The organism is Glaciimonas sp. OK215, assembly GCF_057787885.1.
On record NZ_CM173544.1, the window covers coordinates 3250931 to 3274474 of the forward strand.

A 23544-nucleotide genomic window follows, 5' to 3' on the forward strand; every position below is an offset into this window, starting at 1 on the left:
GAAGGCGTCACCACGCCTCATCCATAACCTGTTTCAGCTCGGACATGTCGCGCACGGGGCGCGGATTGCCGCGAAGAAACCAATCACCCATTGCGTTGGCGGCGATCTCGGGTAGTGTGTCGCGCGCTACGCCGACATCGCGCAGCCGTCCATGAACACCGAGCTGGGCGAACAACGACTCCACCGCATCGATCACCGTCGCGACGAGCGCATCGCCCTCGCATCGAGGCAAGCCCAACGATGTTGCCACCTTCTGCAAGCCGGGCGCATTTGCGCCTGCATTGAAGCGCAGCACATGCGGCAGCACGATGGCATTCAAGATTCCGTTGTCGAGGTGGTGGCGCGCGCCGATGGCGTGCCCCAGCACTGTCGTGATCCCGGCGCCGGTGTAGTCCGAGCCCTGGCCGCACAACACTGCGGCGAGCATCAGCTCGGCGCGCAGGCCCGGATCGTCGCCAAGCGCCGGATTGGGCAGATGCTGCACGAGCAGTCGCAACGCATGCATCAGCAGGGCATCCGAGAGCGGATCTCCCGAGCGCGACGTCAACCCTTCGATGCACATCGCGAACGTGTTCAGGCTCGAACTGACGATCAGATCGCGAGGCGACGACTGGATGAGCACCGGATGGATGAAGATTGCATGAGCCCGCGTCTTCGGATCGAAAAGCGCGAGGCGCTCCCCGGTAGTGGGATCGAAGACCGCGGCACCGGCCTTGACCATGGCCGTCGTCGGCGTCGTCGGCACGATCAATTGCGGAAGCTTCGGCGCCATCAGCTTTGGACTGTGAAGCTTGCCGCTTGCGTCGCGCGACGTGCATAGGCTCCGAGCATCGCCGTTCTCGGCGGCCAGGATGCTCGCCGCACGGGCGGTCACGATGGACGAACCACCGCCCAAGGCCACCACGGCGTCGCCTTGAAGGCGCTTCAGCTCTTGCGCGCCGGCCTCCACGGAAGCCAGCGGACTGTGCGCGACAACCCCCGTGAACACGCCGGCACACCGGTCGCCCATCCCTGACCATACCGCCTCGAGCAGCGGGCCCTCAGCCCATCGGCCGCAGAAGACCACCGCGCGGCGGCTGTTCAGTCGGTCGAGTTCACGGCCGAGAAACTCCAGGCTGTCGGAACCGCTGAAGAGACGCAACGGCGGCGTGATGTGTTGGAACGAAGCCATGTCCATGCTTCCTGCGCCGCTCATGCTCCGCTCCTGGCACGTTCCAGCAGGCACTCCGCACGTGCTTGCGCACTCAGGGTGGCTTTGTCGACCTTGCCGGTTTGGTTGGTCGGCAGCGGCTCCTTCTGGATTCGCCAACGGCTGGGCACCGCGAAGGATGCCACCTTCGCGCGCAACTGCTCTTCCAATTGCTGCTCAGTGAGTTCGCCCTCGGCGACGACGATCGCCATCACCTCTTCGCCGAGATCGGGGTGCGGAATACCGAACACCACCGCTTCTGCAACGCCAGGAATCGCCACCAGCGCGCGTTCGATCGCAACCGGCGCAATGTTCTCGCCGCCGCGGATGATCATGTCTTTGCAGCGTCCGGTGATCCAGAGGTTGCCCTTGTCGTCGAGCCGCCCCAGGTCGCCGGTGTGGAGCCACCCTTCCTTGTCGATCAGCGATTCCTCCATCCCGAAGTAACCCGACATCTGCGTGGGAGCGCGCAGCAGGACCTCGCCGTCGGGCAAGCCGGGATGGGTCTGGAACCGCACTTCGACGCAAGGCATCGGTTTGCCCGTCGAGCCCAGTTTCTCAATGTCCTCCGAACCGCCCGACGCGGTCGCCTGGCCTCCGTTTTCCGTGAGCCCATAGCCCGTCGGAATCCTCGGGCTGACGCTGGGCAATTCCGTGCGCATGCGCTGCATCAGTTCCACGTGCACCGGTGCTCCGCCGATGCTGATGGACTTCAAGCTGCTCAAGTCCCTGCGCGACACGTCCGGATGATCGAGCAGCCGCGACACCATGGTCGGTACCGCATTCCATCGCTTGACCTTGTTACGCTCGATCGACTCGAGCACCTCGGCGGGGTCGTACCTGCCGCGCGACAGGACCAGCGTGTCGCCGACGACGACGGCCCGCAGCAAGGTCTGCATCCCCCCCACGTGGAACAGGGGACCCGTGATCAGGGTGACGTCATGAGCCGCTTCGTCGACCTGGTGCGGAAGCTTGCGCGTGACGTGCAGCGTCATGTGCAGGCGAGCCAGCACGGCCCGATGCGACAGCACGACCGCTTTCGGTTGGCCCGACGTGCCCGAGGTGAAGATGATGAGGGCGGTCTCTCCCTCGTCTCGTGATCCTTCCGTCCCGGCAGAGGCATCGCTGTCCTGCCGGCGCACGGTGTCGATGCCCCAGGGACCGACGCGCCACTCCGCAGGCACTTTGGCGGCCGTACGCTCGTCGGCGAGAGTGAGGGCCGGTTTCAACGCTGCCAGGCCGTTCGCGACTTCAACTTCGCTCCACCAGGCGTTGGCGAGCACGGGTACGGCGCCGGCGCGCAGGCAGGCCCAGAAATTCACCGCCCATTCCGGGCTGTTCCAGCCCAAAAGGAAGACGCGCTCGCCCCGCTGCACGCCCAGGTCAGCGAGTTCGCGGGCCTTGTTGGCCACGGCCCGATGCAGGTCCTCGAAGGTGACCACGCGCTCGCCCTGCACGATGTGCGGCCGTGTTCCCCAACGGGCGGCGAACGCGAGCACTTCTTCGACCCGGCGCGGCCGCTCCGTATACATCCGGAACGGCACGCCGCCAATTTCTTCCACTGCGATCTCATCGCCCCATATTGCCGTTGCCGTTGCTGATGACATGCATGCTCCTATCGGTTAGTAGTGGAATGCCGGCGTTCCGGCTCCTTCCACATCGAGGCGTTGGCTAAACTCGAACATCGAGCGAGCCAACAGCCATTTAGGTTCTCAAGAGAACGAACCACTACTTTAGACGATCCCTTCCTTCTTCATGGCCGCGAGGTCGGCGGAGGTGATCCCCTGGGAGGCGTAGAACGCCTCGTTGTCACAGCCCATCGCGCGGCCTGGGTGGCGGATCTTGTGATCACGGCCGGGGAATCTCGGCACGATCCCCTGCATCGTGACCTCGCCAAGCTCGGCGTCGGGCAGCGTCACGAGTTGGTCGCGCGCCTTGTAGTGCGGGTCGTTCATGATCTCGGCCGCACTATATACCGGAGCGTGGACTGCATCGGCGGCTGTCAGAGCCGTCGTCACCTGCTCGTAGTCGTGTGCGGCGCCCCAGATGGCCATGTGCTCGTTGCAGCGCATCAGGAACTTCGAGATCGACCCCATGTCCTCGCCGTGCAGAAGGCCTGTATCCAGGATATCGACCAACTCTTGCGCGCCGGCACCGACCAGGATATTGCGGATCGTGGGGCCGACGGCGCTGACGACGAACCATTTGTCGTCGCGCGTTCGGTAGACGTTGCGCAGCGCGCCGTGGTCACCCAGATAGTTACCAGGCCGCGTCTGTACGACGCCGGTCTGCTGATAAGTAGGGATCTGCGTCGGGACGATGCGGAAGAGCCCTTCCATAAGCGCGACGTCCACCACTTCCACGCCCTTGACGGCGCAGTTGTTGCCGTAGAGGCTCGCCAGGGTGCCAATCACGGCCCACAGCGAAGCCACCCCGTCGGCCAGGGTGGACGAGGGAAACGTCGGCGGTCCGTCAGGGTAGCCGTTCATGTACGCAAAGCCGCTCATCGCTTCGGCCACCGTGCCGTAACCGGGCCGAGGGCTGTAGGGGCCCGTCTGCCCGAAACCGCTGATGCGCACCATGGTCAGGTCGAGCCCTGCCTTCTCCAGGTCCGCCGGGCCCAGTCCCCACTTCTCCAGCGTGCCTGGGCGGAAGTTCTCGACCAGCACGTCATAGTCCTTGGCGATCTGCAGCAGGATCTCGCGACCACGGGGCGTGGAAAGGTTCAGCGTAATGTGCTTCTTGCCACGTTCCACCACCTTCCACCACATTGAGTGCGCGCCCTTCTTCGGCAGCATGGTGCGGATCGGGCTGCCTTTTGGGTGCTCGACCTGCAGCACGTCGGCGCCAAGGTCGGCCAGGATCGCGCAGCAGTTGGCGGCGGCGTACTGGTGCGATATGTCCAGCACGCGCAGGCCGGAAAGGATGGGCTTGCGTGATTTCTCATTGCTCATGTCGATTTACTCCTTTGATGTACCGTTTTACTTGCCGTTCATTGACTGTTTTTACTGTTCAACTACGCTGGCCGCTTCCAGCCTTCGTTGACCTTGGTCGGGTGGCGATAAATATGCGCACGCGGGGCCAACGGGTAATCGACGTCCGGTATCTGGGCGCGCACGGCTTGCCACTGCTTGATCAGCGCGTCTTCACGCGCGTAGTCGAACGGGTCGCCCAACTGCTCCTCCAGCTCGCCGGAGGACTCCGCGCGGTTGGCGAGCAGCCATTCGACAGATTGCTGCAGTGCGCTGTAGGGATCCACAACGTCGGCGTAACCGAGCTCGCGCCGAATCTTGCCGGTGTCGCGGAACTGGCTGCCGCGCACGCGCCGCCACAGTACCTGGGAGGGCACCGCCAGCTCCCACGGCATGTCGACGAACTCGAATTCGTGGCCCATGATGCCGGCGATCGCCTCGATGCGCTGGCGCATGGTGTAGAGCGGATCGTCGGCTACGAGGTACTTTTGTCCCGCCGAGTTGTCCGGCTGGTCGATCGCGAGCAGCACGGCGTGGGCGGCGTTTTCGGCGAAGGCCCGCGCCTCGAGCTTGATGCCGCCGTCGGCGATGATGAAGTGCCGCCGCTTGTCCAGCACGCGGCGCACGATGCTCCAGTCGTGAGCGCCGGGCTGGCGTGGGCCGTACAGGATGGGATAGCCGATCTGGGTCGCGTTGAAGTGTCCCTCGCGATGCGCGCGGAACAACGCTTCCTCCGCCTGTGCCATCTGATAACCCAGCTTGTTGCGTTCCGGGGTTTCTTCCTGCAGGCCCCTGACCTCGTCCAGGTTGGCGGCCGGCCCGAGCGGGCCCCAGCGCGGATCGTCGCGTGCAGCCAGCGGGCCGCCGCCCATCGCCACCACCCGGCCCGTGCGCCCTTTCAACACCTCCACGGCCAGCTTCAGCCGTCCGTAGCTGGCCACCACCAGGTCCCAGCGGCGATCGCCCAGCGCCGCCTCGAAGGTTTCGCGGAAATGCACGTCGGCGTGGATGTGCTCGATTTCCGTCTTGAACTCGACCTCGTGCAAGCCGCTGTGCAGGATGGTGACAGCGTAGCCGCGATCGATCAGACCGTTCACGACGTAAGGACCGGTCGGGCCCGTTCCTCCGATGACCAATGCAGTTTTCATATGTGTCGCCTCAGATCTTGGCCGGACGTTCGGCCGCGCCGCGAGTCGGCAGCGCGATGACGGCGGTGCCGGGCATCACGTTCTGCTCGCGCTGGTTGTGCGCCCAGGTGGTCAGGCGCACCACGTGCTGGCCGTCGGCATCGATTTCCTTGGCCTCCACGCGCCCCCCTAGCCGGACCACGTCGGACAGGTACACGTGCGCGCGGTACTGGCCGGTGAGCGACTTCAGGGAGCCGGCGTCGCCCATCCAGTTGGTGAGCGAATGAATCTGCCAGCAGGTGCGCTGGATGCCCACGTCGTAGGCGATCTGCGCACCCTGAAGCTTGGCCGCGTAATCGTTGTAGTGCACCGAGTACACGGGCTCCAGCGCATGGGTTTTGGGGTCGCGGAACGCCCATTTCGGATGCTTGTGGTAGCGCTTGAGCGCCACCGAGTGCGCGGAGATGCGCGGGATCGGCGCCGCCCCGGCCGCAATGAAGGCGATGAAGTCCGACAACCCGATCGGACCCTTGGTGATAACGTCGATCTCGTCGCCCACCTGGACATCTTCCCAGTAGCGGGGCGTCGCGCCGCGCGGCTTCTCGGCCAGGATCTGTTCCTCGATGGCGGCGAGCTCCTCGTCCTTCCACGGATGGGGCAGTTCGATGGTGCGGGTGGCGGCGCGCTTCTGCATTTCGGTGCGCTCGAAGCGCATGCGCGAGCAGATGAAGGTGGCCACCAGCTCGCTGTCCTGGTTGCGGTACTCCTGGCGCAGGTAGTCCTTGATGCGCCGGCCGCCGAAGTTGCTGTCGGCGATGGGGCCGTCGAAGCCGTCGAAGACCACCTTGGCGTCAATCTTGTCGCCCACGCGGATGGGCTGGTTGAAGCTCATCTTGGTCTCGCAGTGGAAACCACCCAGTCCGGGCCAGCCCACCTGCACCGAGCCCAGGCAGGCAAAGATGAAGCTGGGCGGCGCAATCTGCGTGCCGAACGCCGACTTCGCGCCGTAGGCCCCATCCATCCACAGTGGGTTGTCATCGCCGATGCCTTCGCAGAAGCGCAGGATCGCCAGGCGCGTGGCGTATTCGTTGTTGAGGCAGGATTCCGTGCGCAGCTCGGTGCCGATGAGATCGCGCATGTTCGCGAGCATCTCGTCGGTGAACTTGCCCAGTGCGAGCTCCTTGGTGATCCCTGAGGTTGCGGCAATTTCAGTCATGATTGGTCTCCCTGAGTGAATGGAAAAGCGAGCGTCGTGTGATCGTAGATGCGATGGCGAGGCACTCACGCCTTGCGCTCGCATCTCGCACACCTTGGAGAAGGAAGTCCATTGTTGTCTCCGTTCAATGATGAGTTAACGTTCGTATATACGTACAATAGGTCTTATATGGGAACAACTTGATTTTAGGCGGGGAAATGGCGTATGTCAATGGGTTTATACGTGCCCCTTCCTGTCTACCCTTGCGTGGCTACTGGCCTATTCGTCGGAGGACTTGCTGGACAGCCACGGGGTCGCGACAACGACCACCAATGTGTGCGGTTATTCTTCAGCTTCTGTCCAATCTATTGGGGTGTCGGGCATAGAACCTCCGTTGTGCAAAGAAGTGACTAAAGGTTCGAGGACTCTTCCGATTTGTCCGCCTTGTAACCGTCGAATATCACGTCCACTTTGCGCCGAGTTCGGCGACTATTTCCGCCCAAGTCGCGCCGGCGTCGATGACGCGAGCGGCTGCGCGCTTTCCTTGTAAAGGTCGTATACAACGAGATCGCGGCCCGCCGCCTTGCGCATGTTGAGCGCCATTCCGGTGCCCATGGTGCCGAGACCGATGAAGCTTACTTTCATGTTAGTTCCCTTAGTTACGTGCTGGTTGATGTATGCATTGGCCTCGTCGGCTTGGGTATCAGGCACATCACGGTCTGGCTCAAACCTGCCGTCGACGAGGATGTCTTGTCCGTCGAGCGCACCCGTAGGAGCGGGCATGTGGCCGCAGATGGAAGCGGCGTTGGCGATGCACCGAGCTTTGCGACTACCTTGTAGGACTCGCACAAGATGGGTGTTCTTCGTGGGCGTCAAGAGATCTGGCGGCGCACAAAGTGGCTGCCGCCGCGCTTCAGGTCGTACACGATTGGCACGCCATTCGGGACCTCGACCGCGGCGATTTCATCTTCGCTGATGCACTCCAGTGCCATCAACAGCGCCCGGATCGAGCTTCCATTCCGACATGCGTGGGTTGTCGGGGCTCTCGTTGATAAAAGGCTCCGCGCCTGCGGACGGGCTCACGTTGATTCCTGTCGTTCCGCTCATGTTGATGGCTCGGTGAAAAAGTCCTTTCGCACCGGACATCCCCATCAGAACGGTGAATTTCGTGCCGCCACCGGCTTGGGCAAAGAGCGTCACATTGCCAAGATCACCGCCAAATGCCGAGATGTTCTTCTTCGCCCAGGTCAATGCGGCGATAAGATCGAGCCGGCGTGAAGACATTCAGAACGCAGCAACTCTCGCTGAACGGCTCGGTCTGCCCACCATGCCAGCACCGGCGCGTCAGCGATGGTTTCCCAGTATCCGGGCCTCTGCCGCGCCGCCGAGTGTTGTGACGTACCGTACCGCAAGCTCGCCCGCCAAGCTGCGGCTGCCGATCTCGTCGAAGATCACCTGCTTGGCACGTTCCTTCACCTCACCAGGAATTCTGTCGATCGAGGGGACGTTGCAAAATGGTCGGTGTGGTGTTCAAGCGCTTCGATCGCAGGACCGCGAGAGGTGGGCTCCGCACACCCGCACGAAGACGGACCGGGTACAGGAGTGCGTGCCTTTGAGATTTTCCTGCGCCGCCCACAGAAGAAAAATTCCGTCTGAAGGCGGCTGCCCAAGGTTTCGTGCTTCCTGGCGAACCCCTCGACTCAGGTCAGATATCAGAAGTTGTAGCGGATGCCAAGGTCGAAGCCGTTCGAAGACTGGTTGGCTCCGGTAGTCGCGCCGCCGAGCGCCTGCCTGGAACCGCCGCTGTTATTCACGCGAGCAAACGTCGTGTACACCGCGGTGCTCTTCGACAGATTGTGGACATAACCGACAGCGAGCTTTTTCGCCTCCGGATCGCCGGTAGCGTTGCTGCGGGTCATGGAATAGGAAGCCTTGATTTCGCCGGCACCGACCGGCACCCGCGCGCCTACGAGCAAGCCTTTCTGTGCAAGAGTTCCTTCGGAATCGTTGTTGTAGACGACGGAGGCCTTGACCGGCCCGAAGTCGTAGACAACAGCTGCGGCCCGGTACACCGCGTCTCCCGCGGCGAAGTGCGTACGTCCCCAGTGAACAATGGCGCCGACCGGTCCGCTATCGTAGTTCAAGCGGATGCCATTGCCCGTGCCGTCGCGAGAGGTAGCCTTTCCACTCGGGTTTTCGCCGAGCCATTGCTGGATGTTCGCGGAGAGACCGCCGAAAAACTTGGGTGTGATGTAGGCGACGTCGTTGGACAGGCGGACCGCGCCGTCTTTGGAAGTGATGCCGGCTGAGTAGTTGATGCCGATACCCACGCCGACTGCGAAGGGGTCGAACTTCGCAGTGTAGGCATCGTACATAGGTGACCACTCGCGGCCCATATGGACCTCGCCCCATGCACCCGCAAGCCCCACTATCGAACGTCGGTTGAACGTCAAGCCCCCAGCAGGAGTGAGGCCAGTAGGCTGGTTGTTCGTGTTTGTGGCCTGACCGCTGCCGGTGTCGGCCAAGAAACCGGACTCGAGCCAAAACATCGCGGACATGCCGCCACCCAGATCCTCGGTCCCTCGAAAGATGAGCTTGCTGGTGCTGTTGCCGCCGCTCCCCAACTGCGAGAGGCTGGTCAAGGAGCCTGTTCCGCGGGTCAGCGTGGAATCAACGGTGCCGGCCAGCGTCACCGATGACTGTGCGTGGGCGGCTGTGGACAAGGCGAGAACCGAAAGGCAAATTAGTAATTTTTTCATAGGAATAGACCTAGTCTCCGTAAATTTTATGATTGGGCTGAAAGGTCAGCTTTTCGGGTTGCATGTCTGCTGCGCATGCACCCGTCGAAAAATGCCAGCGTCCGTGATCGCGTTCGCCTTCTGTACAAAGAGCTCGCCTACTTTGTGAATGAGTGAACTCCTGAATCAGCATGAAGGTAGTGTCCTCATACTGCGGTGTAATTTAGGTATCAACTCTCAGGCGGTGTACCCACCTGGGCCCGAACCGAGGATTATTAGTCGGCTGTGTTTTGTCTCGCTCATGGATTAGGCCGGTCAAGGGCGGCTGTCAAGCGGGGTTTTGCGTACGTTTCTTGCGCGCCTCGCGACCACCGCGCGCGTTTCGCGCAGTCAGTTCGAGGTGCTGTCGATCGCGATGCGATCGCGCGCTGCGCCATCCTCCGCCGAAGCTCGGGATGAACATCGACCATGGCGCCGCAGCGCACGCGCAGACGCCAAGCAGCGCCTTGGTCACCGCGCATCTCGTGAATTGAATCATTCGTGGTCTCCTTGTCTGTGCTCTTGTGACGCGCGATCGCAGGCCTCCTGGCACCTCGATTTTGATCACGTCTGCGTCCAGCATCACGAGGTGATATGAACCGAGCGGACCCGCAACGACGTTCGTGAGATCGAGCACGCGTACTTTGTCTAACAATAAGGCCATAGAAGTTCTAAGCGATCAGCGAGGCAATTTGCGTTGAAATGGACCATAGTCTTGCTAGACTTTGGCGGTCGAGGCATTGATGAGCCTCTCGATGCGTTCCAGGCACGCATCATTTCGTCGAGTGTAGCTAGATCAGCGGCTGACAAAAATGCCCCGCCAGGACAAATAGTCGAGACAGAATGTCTCGAATCGAAGGAGCTGAGATGGAGAAGTTTGGAGGGATTGCCGAGTTCGTCGCGACTGTTGAAGCGGCAAGTTTTGCGCAGGCAGCACAACGGCTTGGCATGACGCCATCCGGGGTCGGCAAGGCCGTCAGCCGTCTGGAAAGTCGATTAGGGCTACGCCTGCTGAGACGCAGCACGCGCCGCCTGATAGTTGCCGAAGAGGGGGGCAGAGTGCTACGAGAAGTTTCGGCAGTTCCTGTTCGACCTGGAGGAGATGGAGACGATAGGTGAGCCGAACAAACCCTTGCAGGGCAGATTACGGCTACATCTGCCTCCGGCGCTCGCGCGCGTGCTCATCATGCCTGCTCTGCCATCCTTCTATAAAAGTCATCCCGGCATGACTTTACACATCACCTTGCGAAACGACTTAATTGATCTGATGGAAGAAGGCGTAGACCTCACGGTGCGGGTTGGAAGTGTCAACGGTGCCAACATCATCTCGCGTCACGTAGGTGTCACGCGTTTCATTACGGGCTGCTCACCCGATTATGCACATTCCTCGGGTACTCCTATGCAGCCTGAGGAATTACTGCAGCATAATTGTCTGTGCTTCTTTTCGCGCCAGACAGGTCGGACTCGCAAATGGGTATTTACGCAGGACGGAGGCCCGCTCGAATTGGCGGTGACAGGAAACTTGACTCTCAATAATACAGATGCGTTGATCGAGGCCGCGATTGGCGGTATCGGTATTGTGCAGGTGCCTTACTATGCTGCAGAATCGGCGCTGCGCAATGGCAAGCTCATTAGCATTCTTGAGCCCTTCACGGTTGCGGAGCAAGAAGTGAGTGCAATTTATTCCGTAGCCCAGCGCTCCTCGCTCAAAATTAAGGCTTTCGTCGATTTTCTTCGTGACGTTTTAAAGCCAAATCAGCGTTCGCGCACTGAGTGACTCTGATGCGTTGGTGGCGATGGCTCCGAATCCCAACGCCGAGCTGCGCGCTGGGAAGGTGCGGTCGCGCCTGCGCATGGCCGGGACTCCAGTAACCATCCCCCGGCAAAGCCGAGGGTTTTCAAAATTGTGAGCCGCTCAAAGCGGCTGTGAAGCCCAAGGCATTTCGCGCCGAGCTGTTTTGTAACCACTTTTCTTGCACACACCATCATGTTGAATCACGCACGTTCGAACTCACACTCATCGTAAGATCGACCGCCCAGCGCTGGATCGTTCTCACATGAAACACGCCTTCGGCAAAAACCAAACCGCGGTAACCGTCAAACTCATACTGCCTCCCCGGCAAATCCGGGGGCTCCCAACTGAGGTGCGGGGCGCAGCCCGCGAGCCCGATCGCGGAAGGCCGGCACGCGATAGTCCCAGAAAACAACAGCGCTTATACCGCCGCCAATCGTGGTTGGCAGGCCTAACGGACCTTCTTGTTGGAACCAGAACTAAAATTTGAAGAAAGCGGGGCCGGCGTCCAAGTCCGCGCCCAGCGGACCGCGTGAGCGGACCTGAGGGCAACTTGATCAATATCTTTGCGATCGAGGACCTGTTCGGCGCGTTGCGGTTCGGCGGCAATGAAAGCAACGTCCCAAGCGCGCCCCTGCGCGCCTTCCGCGGTCTCGCCGGCGCCGGCAACAGTGATCAGTTCGACCTGCAGGCCCAGACGGCGGACGAGTTCCTAGGCTAGGTCCGGCACGATGCCTCGCAAAGCACTACCCGCTGAATCCTTGTTCGCGAGGAGGAAGTTGCCGAGGTTGCCGGCAATGCGTAAATTCCCGGTAGCTGCGAGTTGTGCTTTGATGATCGGGTCCATTTTTCACACTGCCTCGACCAGCTCCGGCACAGCGGTGAACAGATCCGCCACCAACCCGTAGTCGGCCACCGAGAAGATCGGCGCTTCCTCGTCCTTGTTGATCGCCACGATCACCTTGGAGTCCTTCATGCCGGCCAGGTGCTGGATGGCGCCGGAGATGCCGGCGGCGATGTACAGCTGGGGCGCGACGATCTTGCCGGTCTGGCCGACCTGCCAGTCGTTGGGCGCATACCCGGCATCGACCGCGGCGCGGCTAGCGCCCAGCGCTGCGCCCAGCTTGTCGGCCAGGGGCGTCAGCACTTCGTTGAACTTCTCGGAGCTGCCCAGAGCCCGGCCGCCAGACACGATGATCTTGGCAGCGGTGAGCTCGGGCCGGTCGCTCTTGGCGATCTCGCTGCCCATAAAGATGGACTTGCCGCTGTCAGCCACGCCGCCCGCGGTTTCCACCGCGGCCGAGCCACCGGTGGCCGCTGCAGGGTCGAAGCCCGTGGTGCGGACCGTGATGACCTTAGTCGCGTCCTGACTCTGGACCGTGGCAATGGCGTTGCCGGCGTAGATGGCGCGCTCGAAGGTGTCGGGGCTGTCGACCTTGCTGATGTCGCTGATCTGGGCTACGTCCAGCTTGGCCGCCACGCGCGGAGCGATGTTCTTGCCGCTGGCCGTGGCCGGGAACAGGATGTGGCTGTAGTTCGCTGCGATAGCCAGCACCTGGGCCGCCATGTTCTCGGCCAGGCCGTGGGCGAAGTGCTCGCCTTCCACGTGGATGATCTTGGCCACGCCGGCGATCTGCGCGGCGGCCTTGGCCGCTTCGGCGGCGTTGTGGCCGGCCACCAGCACATGCACGTCGCCGCCGCACTGGGCGGCCGCGGTCACAGTGTTGAGAGTTGCGCCCCTGATGGACGCGTTGTCGTGTTCGGCAATTACCAGGGATGTCATCAGATTACCTTCGCTTCATTCTTGAGTTTGGCCACCAGGGTTGCGACGTCGGGCACCTTGATGCCGGCGCTGCGCTTGGACGGCTCCATCACTTTCAGCGTCTTGATGCGCGGCTTGACGTCAACGCCCAGGTCCTCGGGCTTGAAGGTGTCCAGCTGCTTTTTCTTGGCCTTCATGATATTGGGCAGGGTCACGTAGCGCGGCTCATTCAGGCGCAGGTCGGTGGTGATGATGGCGGGCAGACTGATGGAGAGGGTCTCCTGGCCGCTGTCCACTTCGCGGGTGACGCTGGCTTTGCCCCCGACGCCTGCGTCGGATCCAGCTTGCACTTCCACCTTGGAGGCGAAGGTGGCTTGCGGCAGATCAGCGAGCGCGGCCAGCATCTGGCCGGTCTGGTTGCAGTCGTCGTCGATGGCCTGCTTGCCCAGGATCACGAGGCCGGGTTGCTCCTTGTCCATCAGGGCTTTGAGCAGCTTGGCCACGGCCAGGGGCTGCAGCTCTTCGCTGGTTTCCACCAGGATGGCGCGGTCCGCGCCGATGGCCATGGCGGTGCGCAGGGCCTCGGTGCACTGCGCGGGGCCGCAGGAGACGGCGATGATTTCGGTGGCGACGCCTTTTTCCTTGAGGCGCACGGCTTCTTCCACCGCGATCTCGTCAAAGGGGTTCATGGACATCTTCACGTTGGCAACGTCAACGCCGGTGTTGTCCGACTTGACCCGGACCTTCACGTTGTAATCGACTACGCGTTTGACCGCGACAAGTATTTTCATGACCATGCCTTTCCTGTGCTGCTGAAAAAAGTCTTCGATCTGGTAAGGATGCGGATCGCCTACCAGGCCGCCTCAAGGACTTCCATCAGCGATTCTTCACCCGCGATGGGCCGCGGATTGGTCTGCACAAACCAGTCGCCGAGTGCGGCCTGGGCCAGGCCCCGCAGAGCCTCGTGGGGAACGCCAACATCACGCAACCGGCTGGGCACAGGAACGGATGCAACGAGATCCCTGACGGCCTGGATGGCCGCCTCGACACGGTCACCGGCACCATGACTGCCAAGCGCATCCGCCACATTGTCCAGACGCTCGTGCGTGACAGACGCATTGAATCGCATCGTGTGCGGCAACAGGATGCCGTTGGCCATTCCGTTCTCGATGTGATGCCTTGCTCCAATAGCATGTCCGAGGACGGAGCAGATGCCCCCCGACGCGTGGTCGGTCCCCTGCCCGCAAACGATGGCAGCCAGCATCAGGTTGCAACGAACATCGCCGTTCGACTCCTGCTCCATCAGCGCCGGCAGATTGCGGGCCAACAAGCGGAGCGAATACATCAGGATTCCATCGGCCAGTGGGTTGCTGGATGTTTCGATACCCTCGACCGCCATCCCCAGGGTGTTCAGGCTGGCGGTCAGTGAGAGCTGACGGGGCGCCGAAAGAGCGAAATGCGGATGAATAAAGATGGCTTGGGCGCGAGTCTTCGGATCAAACATTGTCAGGCGCCCTTGCACCGCATCGAGGATCCCGCTGCCTGACTTGATCATTGCGGTCGTGGGGGTCGTCGGAATGACCAACTGAGGCAGCTTCGGCGCCATCAGCTTCGGGCTGATGAACTTGCCGTCATCTCCGCGGTACGCGCACAGTTTGCGAACGTCGCCTCCTTCGGCACGAAGAATGCTCGCTGCTCGCGCAGTGACAATGGCCGAACCCCCACCGATGGCAATCACTGCATCGGCCCTGGATTCGTGCAGCACGTTGGCCCCATCCTGGACGGACTCGACGGGGCTGTGGGGCCGCACCTTGTCGAACACTGCGACGCAACGGTCTCCCAGGACCTCACGCACGGCGCCAAGCAACTCGGGGCTCCTGGCAACGGTGGAGCCGCAAAAGACGACGGCTCTCTGGCTTTTCAGCCTGTCCAGCTCTTGTGGGAGCGAATTAAGGCTGTCGCTTCCACAGAAGAGACGGAGCCCGGCAGCGATGTGTTTGAAGTCCTTCATGGAATTCCCTGGTTGTAAACGTGTGAAAGGCCAAGCGGCAAGGAAGCGAAAAGATTCGCCCTAGCCGCGGTTCTCGTGCGTGGCGCGCAGCAGCGACTCGCGGTGGTCTGGATGGGCGATCTCGATCAGGCGCCGGGCCCGTTCGCGCAAGGGGCAGCCGCGGAGATGGGCCGCGCCGTACTCGGTGACGATGACATCCATATCACTGCGCGGGGTCGTCACCGGACGTCCGTCGAGCGAAGCGACGATGCGCGAGTGTTTGCCGTCCGGCGTTGTGGACGCGATGGCCATGATGGACCGGCCGCCCGGCGATGCCATGCCGGCGCGCACGTAGTCGACCTGGCCGGTGACTGCGCCGAGGTAGCGACCTCCTGCTACCTCGGCGTTGACCTGCCCGGACAAGTCGATCTCGATCGCCGAATTGATCGTATGGAATTGCGAGATGGTGGCCGTCACCGCCAGGCTGTGCGTGTAGTCAGCACTGCGCATGTCGATCAGGCCGGACGCAGCCGCGAAGTCCCGCAGGCGCCGCGTGCCGTACAAACATCCCGTTACCGTGCGCCCGGCGTCGCGCCCCTTGTGGGCGTTGGTGACAACGCCGCGCTCCACAAGTTCGACCAGTGAGTCGGAGATGGCGCCGGAATGCACTCCAAGCTCGCGATGTTCACCGAGCGCCTGGGCAACAGCCGCCGGCAGCGAGCCCAGGCCAAACTGCACCGTGGCGCGATTGGGGATGAGCGCCGTCACGTGCCGCGCCACCTCGCGCTCCACTGCCGAGGGGTCCAGCTCCGGACTCTCGATGATGCGGTCGTCGCCCTCCACCAGGAGGTCGATATCGGCGCTTTCCACCCGGGCATCGCCGCCAAGGGCCGGGAGTGAAGGATTGAGAACGCCGATGACGAAGCGGGCTTGGCTGATCATGGCCCCGGTGAAATCGGAGATCACACCCAGCGTGAACCCGCCGTCCGGCAGGGGCTTGACCTGAACCAGCACGACATCGACGCGAATTGTCCCGCTGCGCAGCAGGCCCGGAATCGAACTCATGTGGCAGGGAATAATGTCCGCCAGCGCGGAGACACGCCTGCTGGTGCCCGCGCCGTTGATGGCGCGAAACGAGAAATGGTCCGCGATCTCGGCACGAAGCGTTTCCGACTGCGACTGGCCGAAAAACAATCCCGGAGCGTCAAGTTCCGCGCGCTGGGCCACCAGCAACTCGGTCAGGGCCAGTGGCTCACCCGGACCTTGGGGCCAGCCGATCACCTCGCGGGGACGCAGGTAGTCCGCGAAGCGCAGTTGGGAAAGTGGAATGGTCTTTGGCATCGAAGCTCGCAATGTCAACGCCCCGGCCAGACAGGCGCGCGACGTTCGTTGAAAGCAGCCCTGCCCTCCTTGACATCCTCAGTCAGCGATATCGCAAGGATCTGGCCTTCAGCAAAGGAGAATGCCTCGTCCAGCGACATCGATGCCGTGGCCTTCAAGGCACTTTTTCCGCGCCGGATCGCAACCGGTGAGGCGTAAGTGATGCTCTTGACCAAGGCGTCGACACGGGCGTCGAGCTGATCGGCGGGCACCACATGCGTCAGCAGGCCGTACTCGCGGGCGGTATGAGCATCCACCGGCTCGCCCGTCAGGCACATTTCCACCAACGCCCGGCGCGGCATCACTTGCTGCAAGAGCGGGAGAATCTGCATCGGGAAGAGGCCGAGCTTGACCTCCGACAAAGCGAACTTCGCCGTGTCGACGCCGATCGCGATATCGCACACTGCCAGCAGGCCGACCCCCCCCGCCATGCAATGCCCGTTGATGCGTCCGATGATGGGCAGGCGGCAGCTGACAGCCGCCCTGCTCATGTTGACCGGTACCGTCGTCGGTTCCGCCGGGTTGAACGTGAAAACGCCGGTTTCCGGCTTGAGGTCGCCTCCAGCGCAGAAGGCCTTGTCTCCCGCCCCTGTCAGGACGATGACCCGGATGTCCTGGTCCGCCTCGGCGGAGGCGAACGCCTGGATCAGGCCGTTGAAGACGTTGGCATTCAGGGCATTGCGGCGCTCCGGCCGGTTGATCGTGATCCATAGCGCGGAACCCTTGCGTTCCGTCACGAGGTCCGTGGAAGTCTGTTGCTGCATGTTCAATCCGATGTGAAGAAGGTTAAAAATCCCGGCATACCGGGTCAATCCGCCGAAGTACGGGCTACGCCTTTTTCCAGAAGCGCCTTGATCTGGTCGGCGCCGTATTCAAGTTCCTCAAGGACTTCCAACGTATGCTCCCCCCGCATCGGCGCATGCCGCCGCACGGTCGCACGCTCACCGTTGACACGTATGGGCAAAGCGATTGCGTTCAGCTGGCCGAATGTGGGATGTTCATAGTCAAACAGCATGCCGGACTCCCTGGTATGCGGGTGCGCGGAGAGTTCACCCAGCTTGTGCAGCGGTGAGCAGGGAATTCCCGCCGCTTCGAGGTGCTCTATCCAGTAATCACGCTTTTGCCTGAGGAGCGCGGCCTGCACGATGGAGACGCACTCGTGCCGGTTGCTGACACGCTTGCCGCTGGTCACGAACCTGGGGTCATCGGCGTATTCCTCTAGCCCCGCCATCCCGCAGAAGCTGCGCCACATCTTGTCGTTCGCCACGCCCAGGATGATGGGCCGGTCCGCGGTCTGGAAGGCTTCGTAGGGGCAGAGGGACTCATGGCCTACCCCTTGTCGTTCAGTTTCCGTGCCCCGCTCCCAGTAGTTCTGGAGCATGGTCGCGAGAAATGCCGTGCCCGTGTCGAACAGGGAAACCTCGATGGACGCGCCCTTGCCGGTCTTGTGCCGGGCGTGCAATGCAGCCAGGATACCGGACAGCGCATGCATGCCGGTGCCCTGGTCGATCGGCGAGAAGGGGGTACGCACGGGGCCCCCGCCTTCCTCGCCGGTCACACTCATCATCCCGCAGAACGCCTGCAGGATCATGTCGTAACCCTTGCCCTTGCGCATCGGTCCGACCGTGCCATAACCCGAGATGCTGCAGTGGATGACGCGCGGGTCGATCGCCTGCACACTCTTCGCATCGAGGCCAAGCCGGGCGGCGGCGCCCGGACCGAAACTGGTGATCACGACGTCGGCGCGGCGGATCAGCTGGGTCACGATTTCCTTGGATGCCGGCGATTTCAGGTCGAGTGCGATGTCCCGCTTGTTGCGGTTCCAGGCCAGGTAGGAAGTGGCCGTGGAGCGCTCGCCATCGGGAGTCTGCATGAACGGCGGCCAGCCGCGCATGTCATCGCCGTGGTCGACGGATTCGACTTTCAACACATCCGCGCCCAGATCCGCTAGGTATTGGGTGCACAGCGGACCCGCCAGTACCCGCGAAAAATCGAGGACACGCAAGCCTTCCAGTAGTGGTTCATTCATGGTTTGTCGCCTATTATTTCTTCTCGATCTTGGCTTCGCTCACGATTTCGGCCCACCTCTTGGCCTCCGCTTCAACGAAGCTCTTGAGTTGCCCGGGGTTCATGGGCATGGGGGCTGAACGGATCGAAGTCAGATAACCGACGGTCGCGGGATCCTCGGAGAATTCATGAACCAGCGTGCTGAGCTTATTGACGACGTCCGGCGGCGTGTTCTTGCGCACGACCACACCGACCCAGGCGCCGAATTCAAAACCAGGAAGGCTTTCTCCAACAGTGGGCAGGGTTGGCATGCTTGGGAGGCGCCTGGCGCTTGTGACCGCGAGCCCCTTCAGTCGCCCGTCCCTGATGAACGGGCCCACGGTGTTGGCATCAATGAACGCGAAGTCGAATTGCCCGGCGATGAGGTCTACGACGACCTGCGGGGAGCCTTTATAAGGCACGTGGTCCGCGGGGATGCCGAAGCGGGCCTTGAACAGCTCCGACGCACCGCGCATCGAGTTATTGCCGGTAGCGAAGAACATGCGCTTCGGGCGCCTCTTGGCCTCAGCCACAAACTCCGGCACGTTACTCGCGGGGAAATCGGGCCTCACCGTCAAGACCATGGGAATGATCATGACGCCGCCGATCATTTCAAAGTCGTTGATCGGGTCGAAGGGCAACTCCTTGTAGAGGTTTGCATTGGCACCGTGCACCGAGTTTCCGGTGATGAGTACCGAGTACCCATCCGCAGGAGCGCGCAGGAACTGTTGCGTTCCAAGGTTCCCGTCAGCCCCGGCTTTGTTCTCGACGACCACGCTGGCGTTCATTTTAACCCGCATGAACTCTGCAAGCTTCCGCGCAACGTTGTCCGTCGTCGTTCCGGCCGGGAATGGAACGAGAAGCGTGATTGGACGTGCGGGATACGTTTGTCCGTTGACTTGTGCAGTGGCTGCGAGGACAAGGCTGAAGATGGCAACGAGTAATGCTTTTTTCACGGAAGATCTCATTGTTCAGAAGATGATTCGGATGGCTTTCTTGCCTAGTCGCTTTCATGCGACATGATCGGTGCGGAATTGCATTGCCGCGATTCATGACACCGACGAGAGCAGTGTAGGCATCGGCACCTCAGACTGTCCATGGTTGTTTTTGGGACTCGGAGTACGCGTTTTGCGAACGCAGCCCACTCAAAAGGCTCTTCGCAGCGTCGCAAGCCTCGCGCTGATCAGAAGTCCGACCATGTACCAGGCTCGCGGTGCAATTCGGAATCGGATTTTGCGAACCTCGTACGCCAAATATCCACATGGACCTGCCAGGAATTCCCGCTTAAAGTTGCCGTGATCATCGTAATAAGGACACAACATGACTATGAGCACCCCAGGAGTCGCCAGGCCAGAGGCCATCGACGACGTCCCCGATACCGCGCGCCGCGAGTCAGCTGACGCTGTAGCCAATGTCAGCCGCTGGGGGTGACCCGCTTTGGTGGACAGTTTAGCGTTTGAATTCCATAGGCAATCTCCTCATCAATGTTGCGCAGGGTTATCCACGGGGCCGCGGCCAGCCCCTTCTGAGGCTGGAGGCGGCGGCGCGGTGGGTAACCTGTGTTGCGAGAGACGATGTTTCCTTTCAAACTCGTTTGGCGAAAGATAACCAATGCTCGAATGCAATCTACTGGTGTTGTACCACCCTTCGATGAATTCAAAGACAGCAGTTTGCGCTTCCTCTCTCGTTTGAAAGCGATGGCGCGCCAACAGTTCACATTCCAGCGTGGCGAAGAAACTTTAGCACATGGCGTTGTCGAAGCAGTCGCCAACCGTGCCCATCGACGGACGCACACCCATCTTGCTGCAGCGTTGACCGAATGCCAGCGAAGTGTACTGGCAGCCTTGGTCAGAATGGTGAATGACCATGCGCGGCCGTCGTTGCAGCAAAGCCATGTCCAGGGCAGCCAACATCAGCTCGGTGCGCAGATAGGCTGCCATGCTCCAACCCACGATGCGCCGGCTGAACACATCGAGCACCACGGCCAGATACAGGAAGCCGGCAACGGTCGGAATATAGGTCGTGTCCGCCACCCACAGCCGGTTCGGTTGGTCCGAATGGAAATGGCGTTGCACCAAATCCGGCGCCGGACGAACGCGCTCCTGACGCTGCGTGGTGATAATCCAACGACGGCGGCTGACGCCGCGCAGACCTGCTTCCTGCATCAGGCGAGCCACCCGCTTGCCGCCGACATGGATGCCTTGCCTCGCCAATTCAGCCTGGATGCGCGGCATGCCGTAGGTGCCTTTCGAATACGCGTGGATTTGCCGTATCCGCGCCAGCAATGTGGTGTCGGAACGGCTGCGTATCGAAGGCGACCGCTCCAGCCATGCATAGTAACCACTGGCGGAGACCTCCAGCAGCCGACACATCGTATGAATCGGATACATGGCCTGATTCGCCTTCACGAATGCGTACCCTTGTCGGGCAGCGTTTCGGTCTCCCGCGCAAACCAGGCCGCGGCTTTTGCCAGTATCTCCCGCTCCATCTTGAGCTGGCGATTCTCGCGTTTCAACCGAGAGAATTCCTCGCGTTCGGCGCTGGTCAGTCCATCTTGCCGTTCGCCGGCATCGCGGTCGGCTTGCGCCACCCAGTTGTATATCGTCTGCGCAGTCGGCTCAAATTCCTTGGCGAGCTCTTCCGGGCTGCGCCCGGCATGCACCAGGTCAATCATTTTTCGGCGGATTTCCGCCGCGTAGGGAGTTCTAAATCTATGCATGATGAACACCTCCGTCATTACAGGATAGGTGTCCACGAAAGCGGGTCAAGTCCACGCGAGGAACTTCACTTCCGCCGCATCGACATGCGCGGTTGGCGGCGAAGCGACGGCCACTTCGAAGTAGAGGGCCGAGTCACTGACCGCAAACCGGTCGAGTTCGTACCGTGGAATGGCGATCGTGTCTTTCCAGCAAACGAACCCTTGCACGACATGGGCGTTCGCATCGTCTTCGACGTCGAGATGACAGTGCATGCAATCGAGACATTCACCGAGTCGGCCCCTTACGGCTTATGCCCAGAAGGCGGCCGGGCCCTCCAATCTCTCGTCGGCGTGCGAATGACAAGCGGATGGCACAAGGAAGTACGCAACAGGCTCTCGGGTGCACGTAGCTGCATTCACCTTATGGAGCTTCTCGCGCCGTTGGCGACCACAGCGTTTCAATCTCTCAGTTTCCTTGGCAAAGCGCGTGTTGAACGAGTCGACGCGACGGGGCGGCCATTGAAGATCGACAGTTGTTACGCCTACGGCGTGGAGCGCGAGCTTGTGATGCGCTTCTGGCCTGCATTTCGCCGGCCGCCGCGTAGCGAGGGCTGAGGCACGAGCGCCCCGCTACGCGTTCATCACGGCGATTGAACGTACGTTCAAGTAGCACTCAAGCGCCTCGGATCCGCCTTCCGACCCGTAGCCAGAATCCTTCACCCCCCCGAACGGCATCTCTGCGGATGGCTGAGCCGACATGTTGATCCAGAGCATACCAACCTCCACTCGCCGCGCGATCTCGTCAGCGTTCTTCAGCGAGCGAGTGAACGCGTACCCAGCCAGACCGAAATTCAAGCGATTGGCCTCGCGGATTGCTTCTTCGGTGGTACGAAAGCTGCGAACCGCTGCGATCGGTCCAAAGGGCTCATCGTTAAAAATGCGCGCGGACAGGGATACGCCGGTCAGGACGGTCGGCTGCCAGAAATATCCCTCTTCGCCGATGCGGCCACCGCCGTGAAGCAACCTGGCGCCTTTTTCCACGGCATCGCGCGTGAATTCCGCCATTGCGATGATGCGGCGCGCATTAGCCAGGGGCCCCATTTGACTCTCCTGCGCCAGGCCGTTTCCCACCTTGAGCGATTCCGCATGCGCGGTGAGCGCCTTCGTGAACTCGGCCTCGACACTCTCGTGCACGAGGAAGCGCGTGGGAGAGATGCATACCTGGCCCGCGTTGCGGAACTTCGCCGCACCGGTGGTACTCACTGCGAGGGCAATGTCAGCGTCTTCGCAGACGATCACCGGCGCGTGCCCTCCGAGCTCCATTGACACGCGCTTCATGTGCTGGCCGGCGAGCGCGGCCAGTTGCTTGCCGACGGGCGTGGAGCCGGTGAAGGTGATTTTGCGAATCGCGGGATGGGCAATAAGGTGGCTGGAAACCTCCGCCGGATTGCCGTAAACCAGGTTCAGCACACCGGGCGCCAGTCCAGCATCCTGGAATGCGCGGACCAGCGCGGCGGGTGAGGCCGGCGTTTCCTCGGGGGCCTTCACGATCATCGAGCAGCCGGCACTCAGCGCAGCCGCTACCTTACGCACCACCTGATTGATCGGAAAGTTCCACGGCGTGAATGCCGCTACCGGCCCTACGGGGTCTTTGACGACCATCTGGCGAATGGCGGGGTTCGTCCGCGAAGGCACGAGGCGCCCGTAGACACGGAGGCCCTCTTCCGCGAACCATTCGATGATGTCCGCTGCAGCCAGTGTCTCGGCTCTCGCCTCGGCCAGTGGCTTGCCCTGCTCCTGTGTGAGCAGTGGGGCGATGACTCCTGCGCGCTCGCGAACCAGCGCCGCCGCCTTGCGCATCACTTTGCTGCGCTCTGCGGGCGTCGTGTCGCGCCAGGTCTCGAAGCCTTTAAGGGCTGACTCGGCCGCGCGATCGAGGTCCGCCAGACCGGCGTGGGCTACTCGGCCAATTTCGGCACCGGTTGCCGGATTCAGGACGGCGAGGTTGCGCCCATCCGCCGCGTCGCGCCATTCGCCATGAATGAAGAGTTGAGTACAGGGGTAAGTCATCAGTGCGTGATGTTCAGTGCCACGAGGAAGCGCGACACCATGTTATAGGCTGCAACCGTCGCCACGACCTCTACCACGCCGCGCGCGTCGAAACGCCGGCGCACGCGTTCCATGAGCGCCTCGGGCACGTCCACGTCGCGCGTCATTGCGTCGGTGAGCTCAAGGACCAGCCGCTCGTCGTCGTTGTAGATTTCCCGGCCTTGCGGCCATCCGCGCACAGCTTCGATCTTGCCGTCGGACACGCCAGCCTTGCGCGCGTGCGGCGCGTGGGCGTCGAATTCGAAAGAAGCGCGGTTGAGAACGGCCACGCGCAGGATCACCAACTCGCGCAAGTTGGCCGGGATCGTCGTACGGTTGCGCACCGCGGTAAGCATCTTCTCCCAGCCGGAGGCGATGGAGGGGCTGTTCAGCAGGACCTGGTAGAGCACCGCAATCTCGCCGCCGCGCTCCGCGCGGATCGAGGCCTCGAGCTCGGCGAGCTCGGGCTGCGTGCCGAGTTCCACCAGCGGAACGCGGATCGATGTTGTCATGGATATTTCCTTCTCT

22 protein-coding genes and 2 pseudogenes are annotated in these 23544 nt (G+C 61.9%); 4 read left to right on the top strand and 20 right to left on the bottom strand.

The window, feature by feature from the left end; all coding sequences use genetic code 11:
- Positions 1-7 precede the first annotated feature (7 nt).
- The 10 genes and pseudogenes from AC3CHX_RS14745 to AC3CHX_RS14790 form a co-directional block, all read right to left on the bottom strand.
- Positions 8-1195 carry an iron-containing alcohol dehydrogenase family protein gene (locus AC3CHX_RS14745; protein WP_488628803.1) on the bottom strand — a complete coding sequence of 396 codons (1188 nt, stop codon included), beginning with the start codon at positions 1193-1195 and terminating at the stop codon, positions 8-10.
- Positions 1192-2796 carry a class I adenylate-forming enzyme family protein gene (locus AC3CHX_RS14750; protein ID WP_488628804.1) on the bottom strand — a complete coding sequence of 535 codons (1605 nt, stop codon included), beginning with the start codon at positions 2794-2796 and terminating at the stop codon, positions 1192-1194. The genes AC3CHX_RS14745 and AC3CHX_RS14750 overlap by 4 nt, the downstream gene beginning before the upstream one ends.
- A 126-nt stretch (positions 2797-2922) precedes the next feature.
- On the bottom strand, positions 2923-4143 hold the full coding sequence (locus AC3CHX_RS14755) for a CaiB/BaiF CoA transferase family protein (RefSeq protein WP_488628805.1): 1221 nt from the start codon (positions 4141-4143) through the stop codon (positions 2923-2925).
- 62 nt (positions 4144-4205) lie between these two features.
- On the bottom strand, positions 4206-5309 hold the full coding sequence (locus tag AC3CHX_RS14760; protein WP_488628814.1) for a Rossmann-fold NAD(P)-binding domain-containing protein: 1104 nt from the start codon (positions 5307-5309) through the stop codon (positions 4206-4208).
- A gap of 10 nt (positions 5310-5319) precedes the next feature.
- Positions 5320-6504 (bottom strand): FAS1-like dehydratase domain-containing protein, encoded by a 1185-nt coding sequence (locus AC3CHX_RS14765; protein ID WP_488628809.1) that lies wholly within the window; start codon positions 6502-6504, stop codon positions 5320-5322.
- Positions 6505-6972: 468 nt separating this feature from the next.
- A complete protein-coding gene (locus AC3CHX_RS14770) occupies positions 6973-7266 on the bottom strand; it encodes an NAD(P)-binding domain-containing protein (protein ID WP_488628815.1) in 294 nt (97 codons plus the stop codon).
- Positions 7267-7446: 180 nt separating this feature from the next.
- Entirely contained in the window at positions 7447-7767 is a 321-nt protein-coding gene (locus AC3CHX_RS14775) for a carboxylesterase family protein (protein WP_488628816.1), read from the bottom strand.
- A 428-nt stretch (positions 7768-8195) separates the two neighbouring features.
- On the bottom strand, positions 8196-9242 hold the full coding sequence (locus AC3CHX_RS14780; RefSeq protein WP_488628817.1) for a porin: 1047 nt from the start codon (positions 9240-9242) through the stop codon (positions 8196-8198).
- Positions 9243-9549: 307 nt separating this feature from the next.
- Complete coding sequence (locus tag AC3CHX_RS14785; RefSeq protein ID WP_488644970.1) at positions 9550-9759, bottom strand: hypothetical protein; 210 nt, start codon at positions 9757-9759, stop codon at positions 9550-9552.
- Between the two features lie 21 nt (positions 9760-9780).
- Positions 9781-9924, bottom strand: a pseudogene (locus tag AC3CHX_RS14790) (CoA transferase); the annotation flags it as partial.
- Positions 9925-10127: 203 nt separating this feature from the next.
- Here AC3CHX_RS14790 and AC3CHX_RS14795 point away from each other — a divergent pair.
- From AC3CHX_RS14795 to AC3CHX_RS14805, 3 genes are all read left to right on the top strand, one after another.
- A complete protein-coding gene (locus tag AC3CHX_RS14795) occupies positions 10128-10379 on the top strand; it encodes a helix-turn-helix domain-containing protein (RefSeq protein WP_488628818.1) in 252 nt (83 codons plus the stop codon).
- Positions 10363-11037, top strand: coding sequence for a substrate binding domain-containing protein (locus tag AC3CHX_RS14800; RefSeq protein ID WP_488628819.1), 675 nt, complete (start codon positions 10363-10365; stop codon positions 11035-11037). The genes AC3CHX_RS14795 and AC3CHX_RS14800 overlap by 17 nt, the downstream gene beginning before the upstream one ends.
- Before the next feature lie 568 nt (positions 11038-11605).
- Complete coding sequence (locus tag AC3CHX_RS14805; protein ID WP_488628820.1) at positions 11606-11773, top strand: hypothetical protein; 168 nt, start codon at positions 11606-11608, stop codon at positions 11771-11773.
- A 129-nt stretch (positions 11774-11902) separates the two neighbouring features.
- On the opposite strand, the gene AC3CHX_RS14810 is transcribed toward AC3CHX_RS14805, so the two are convergent.
- The 8 genes and pseudogenes from AC3CHX_RS14810 to AC3CHX_RS14845 form a co-directional block, all read right to left on the bottom strand.
- Positions 11903-12835, bottom strand: a complete 933-nt coding sequence (locus AC3CHX_RS14810; protein WP_488628821.1) for an electron transfer flavoprotein subunit alpha/FixB family protein — start codon at positions 12833-12835, stop codon at positions 11903-11905.
- A complete protein-coding gene (locus AC3CHX_RS14815) occupies positions 12835-13605 on the bottom strand; it encodes an electron transfer flavoprotein subunit beta/FixA family protein (RefSeq protein WP_488628822.1) in 771 nt (256 codons plus the stop codon). The genes AC3CHX_RS14810 and AC3CHX_RS14815 overlap by 1 nt, the downstream gene beginning before the upstream one ends.
- Positions 13606-13664: 59 nt before the next feature.
- Positions 13665-14825, bottom strand: a complete 1161-nt coding sequence (locus AC3CHX_RS14820) for an iron-containing alcohol dehydrogenase family protein (protein ID WP_488628823.1) — start codon at positions 14823-14825, stop codon at positions 13665-13667.
- Positions 14826-14885: 60 nt separating this feature from the next.
- A complete protein-coding gene (locus AC3CHX_RS14825; protein ID WP_488628824.1) occupies positions 14886-16145 on the bottom strand; it encodes an acetyl-CoA hydrolase/transferase family protein in 1260 nt (419 codons plus the stop codon).
- A 14-nt stretch (positions 16146-16159) separates the two neighbouring features.
- On the bottom strand, positions 16160-16948 hold the full coding sequence (locus AC3CHX_RS14830) for an enoyl-CoA hydratase-related protein (RefSeq protein WP_488628825.1): 789 nt from the start codon (positions 16946-16948) through the stop codon (positions 16160-16162).
- A 44-nt stretch (positions 16949-16992) separates the two neighbouring features.
- On the bottom strand, positions 16993-18213 hold the full coding sequence (locus AC3CHX_RS14835) for a CaiB/BaiF CoA transferase family protein (RefSeq protein ID WP_488628826.1): 1221 nt from the start codon (positions 18211-18213) through the stop codon (positions 16993-16995).
- A gap of 13 nt (positions 18214-18226) precedes the next feature.
- Entirely contained in the window at positions 18227-19186 is a 960-nt protein-coding gene (locus AC3CHX_RS14840) for a Bug family tripartite tricarboxylate transporter substrate binding protein (RefSeq protein ID WP_488628827.1), read from the bottom strand.
- Between the two features lie 525 nt (positions 19187-19711).
- Positions 19712-20949 (bottom strand): annotated as a pseudogene (locus AC3CHX_RS14845) (IS3 family transposase).
- On the opposite strand from AC3CHX_RS14845, the gene AC3CHX_RS14850 reads away from it, so the two are divergent.
- Entirely contained in the window at positions 20944-21543 is a 600-nt protein-coding gene (locus AC3CHX_RS14850; RefSeq protein WP_488628828.1) for a DUF2889 domain-containing protein, read from the top strand. The pseudogene AC3CHX_RS14845 and the gene AC3CHX_RS14850 overlap by 6 nt on opposite strands.
- A 15-nt stretch (positions 21544-21558) precedes the next feature.
- On the opposite strand, the gene AC3CHX_RS14855 is transcribed toward AC3CHX_RS14850, so the two are convergent.
- Together AC3CHX_RS14855 and AC3CHX_RS14860 are read right to left on the bottom strand one after the other, a co-directional pair.
- Positions 21559-22998 (bottom strand): NAD-dependent succinate-semialdehyde dehydrogenase, encoded by a 1440-nt coding sequence (locus AC3CHX_RS14855; RefSeq protein WP_488628829.1) that lies wholly within the window; start codon positions 22996-22998, stop codon positions 21559-21561.
- Positions 22998-23528: a carboxymuconolactone decarboxylase family protein gene (locus AC3CHX_RS14860; RefSeq protein WP_488628830.1), complete on the bottom strand. Its 531-nt coding sequence runs from the start codon at positions 23526-23528 to the stop codon at positions 22998-23000. The genes AC3CHX_RS14855 and AC3CHX_RS14860 overlap by 1 nt, the downstream gene beginning before the upstream one ends.
- Positions 23529-23544: the final 16 nt, after the last annotated feature.